This is a genomic window from Nonomuraea turkmeniaca, assembly GCF_005889735.1.
In the GTDB taxonomy this organism is placed as follows: domain Bacteria; phylum Actinomycetota; class Actinomycetes; order Streptosporangiales; family Streptosporangiaceae; genus Nonomuraea; species Nonomuraea turkmeniaca.
On the sequence record NZ_VCKY01000464.1, the window covers coordinates 1 to 3026 of the forward strand.

General features: G+C 72.6%; 3 protein-coding genes. 1 reads left to right on the forward strand and 2 read right to left on the reverse strand.

Annotated features, from left to right (window positions below):
* Positions 1 to 180 precede the first annotated feature (180 nt).
* Together ETD86_RS53600 and ETD86_RS53605 are read right to left on the reverse strand one after the other, a co-directional pair.
* Positions 181 to 1071, reverse strand: a complete 891-nt coding sequence (locus ETD86_RS53600; RefSeq protein WP_138674272.1) for a DUF4097 family beta strand repeat-containing protein — start codon at positions 1069 to 1071, stop codon at positions 181 to 183.
* A gap of 35 nt (positions 1072 to 1106) precedes the next feature.
* Positions 1107 to 1625 (reverse strand): Arc family DNA-binding protein, encoded by a 519-nt coding sequence (locus tag ETD86_RS53605; RefSeq protein WP_138674273.1) that lies wholly within the window; start codon positions 1623 to 1625, stop codon positions 1107 to 1109.
* Positions 1626 to 1734: 109 nt separating this feature from the next.
* Here ETD86_RS53605 and ETD86_RS53610 point away from each other — a divergent pair.
* A partial coding sequence (locus tag ETD86_RS53610) for an amylo-alpha-1,6-glucosidase (RefSeq protein WP_281287122.1) occupies positions 1735 to 3026 on the forward strand: 1292 nt, incomplete at its 3' end.

The window sequence follows — 3026 nt, forward strand, 5'->3', positions numbered from 1 at the left end:
ACCCCGCCCCGCCCGCTACATCGGGATCGCCACCGGCCGGCAGCGGCACGACCACCCGCTGGTGCGGACCCTGATGGCCTGGTTGCGGGAGGCGGCGGACGCGTTGCCCGCCCGGTGACGCGACCGGCCGCGTCCGCGTCCGCGTCAGGCGCCTGAGATGCGCGATCGGCCGCCCCGGTGTCAGGCGCGCCTGATGACGATGTCACCGTCGTGGCTGCGCGCGCGTACCTCCACGACCTCGTCGAACGCCTCCGGGCTGTCGTGGGGGTCGAGGGAGCTGCGCAGGCTGCCGTTGGCCGTGCTCGCATCGAGCCACGCGGCGGTGCCCGGCCTGATGCCGACCTCGAGGTCCCCGGTCGAGCTGGTCAGGACGACGGAGCCGCGGGCCACCTCGCCGATCCGCACACTGCCGTGCACCGACTTGGCCTCCACGGCGCCGCGAGCGCGGTCGACGGACATGTCGCCGTTGACGCCGATCAGCCGGAGATCGCCGGTGATGTCACCGATGTGGCTCTCGCCGTCGTCGTTCCTGATCGACGCGCTGCCGTCGATCTCGTGGACCACGATCTCGCCCGACGCGGTGGTGATCTCGGCGTGGCCGGCCACCCGCTCCACGGAGATCTCCCCGCTGTCGCTCGTCAGATCCACCGTGCCGGTGTGCTCCAGCCGGATGTCGCCGTAGTCGGTACGGAGCCGGCACTCACCGAGCCGGCCCGAGCCATGGAACTCGCCCTCCATGGTCTGGCCGTGGACGTGCGACCCCGACGGCAACTCGATCGTCACCTGCACCGATGCGCAGCCGCCGAGCAGCATGCCCCGGCTCAGCTGTCGCACGGCGGCGATGACGGGGTTGCCGCCGACGTGCCGGGGCGGGCCGGAGTCCTGCCGGCTCCCGCCCTTGACGACCAGGCTGCCGCGCACGTATCCGACATGGACGCCGGCTTCCTCGCCGTCGTCATCGTGCCGCACCGCCACCACCGTGTCGGTGCGGTCGCTCGCGATGATCCGCACTTCGCCGCCGGGCAGGTCGATCCTGGCCGAGATCGGCTCGGGCGTGTCGAACGTGGGCATGGAACCCTCCTCGTGAAGTTGGCGGGGCCCGGGCCTCAGCCGACCCAGCCGGTGTAGCGGCGCCCGCCTGGCGACCCGGGCCGCGCCGTCCGGCGGCCGCCGGACTCCAGCGTGGCCGCGACGGCTCGTACGAGCCAGCTGTTGACCGACAGGCCCTCCTGGCGGGCGGCCTCCTCGATCTGGGCCTTGAGCTGCTCGGGCAGGCGGAAGTTGATCCGGGCGGTGCCGCCCTCCCAGGCCGCCGGGGTGCCGGCCGGCTGGGCTTCCGCCTCGGACGGCGCGACGTCGCCCGCGCCGAACGGATGGTCCGCGGGGGAGCGCGTCAGGACGAAGTCGGGATCGCCGCGGCGCAGGCGCACCTCCACCGAGCCCGGAGCCAGGTCGCGCGTGATCTCGTCCGCGGCCGCCGACAGGGCCTCCAGCAGGATGAGCCGGATGGAGGACTCGAGCGGCGAGGTGAGCCGCTCGGCGAGGGCCCGGGCATCCTCGCCCCCGGCCCCGGCGGCGACCGCGAGGTCTCGCCGGAGCCTGTCGACATAGGGCTTGAGATCCATGGTGCCAAAGCGCCGCCGCCGCGGTCTCCCGGTGGCGGATCCCCAGGTCATGGCGTCAGGCGGCGGCCAGCGGGCATGTAGGGGAGGGGGGCAGCGAGGGGGAATGTCCATGAACGCGTGGACTTTCGAGGGGCAACCGGGGGCATTGGGGGAGACGGTCACGCTGGTGGAGGGCGGCTCGTTCTGCCTGTGCCAGCGTGGCGGCGACATCGTGCCCGGCGCCGCGCAGGGTGTCTACCATGCCGACACCCGCCTGTTGTCGCGGTGGGTGCTGAAGGTGGACGACCATCCCGTGGAGCCGCTGCAGACGATCTCGGCCGCGCCGTACCACGCCACGTTCGTGGGCAAGGCCCGGCCGCGGCCGGGCTCGGCGGAGAGCACGTTGCTGGTCGTACGCGACCGCTACGTCGGCGGCGGCCTGCGCGAGGACCTGGTGTTGCGCAACATGTCGCAGGAACCGGCGGGGTGCGTGCTGACCGTCCACGTGGGCGCGGACGTGGCGGACCTGTTCGAGGTGAAGGCCGAACGGGCCCGGCCCGTCGCCGATGTGGAGATGAACCCGAGCGAGTCGGGACTGGAGGTGCTCTCGGCCAGCCGGGCACGCGGCGCCCGGATCGTGGTCGACGCTCCCGGCACGCCGGTGGTGGCGACGCCGGGGTTGCTCACCTTCCACCTGGTCGTCCCCCCTCGGCAGGAGTGGCGTACGACCCTCGTGGTCAATCCGATCATCGAGGGCGTGGAGTGCTCGGCGTGGTTCCCGGCCGACCACTCCATCGAGCATGCCGAGCCGGCTCGCCGCCTGGCCGCGTGGACCCGCAACAGCCCGGTCCTGACCAGCACGAACATCGACCTCGTCCAGGTCATGCGCCGCTCGCGCGAGGACCTGGGCAGCCTGAGGTTGTTCGACCGGCGCCATCCGGAGGAGCCGCCGGCGATCGCCGCCGGGGCGCCGTGGTTCATGACGTTGTTCGGCCGCGACTCGCTGCTGACCTCCTGGATGGCGCTGCCGCTCGACCAGTCGCTGGCGCTGGGCACGCTGCGCCGGCTGGCCCGCCTGCAGGGCACCAAGGTCGACCCCCTGTCCGAGGAGGAGCCGGGAAAGATCATGCACGAGCTGCGCCACGGCGTGCAGGACAGCGCCTCCCCGTACGGTGGCCAGGCCTACTACGGGTCGGTCGACGCGACCCCGCTGTTCGTCATGCTGCTCGGCGAGCTGCGCCGATGGGGCCTGCACACCGAGGCCGTCGAAGAGCTGCTGCCGCACGCCGACGCCGCGCTGGCCTGGATCGAGGAGTACGGCGGACCTGACGGGCTCCTGTGGTACCGGCGGAAGACCGACCGCGGGCTGATCAATCAGGGGTGGAAGGACTCCTTCGACGGCATCACCTTCAGCGAAGGAAC

Excerpts from the sequence above, each read along its gene's own strand:
- ETD86_RS53605 (WP_138674273.1), bottom strand. The coding sequence starts at position 1,625 with ATGGATCTCAAGCCCTATGTCGACAGGCTCCGGCGAGACCTCGCGGTC.
- ETD86_RS53600 (WP_138674272.1), bottom strand. The coding sequence starts at position 1,071 with ATGCCCACGTTCGACACGCCCGAGCCGATCTCGGCCAGGATCGACCTG.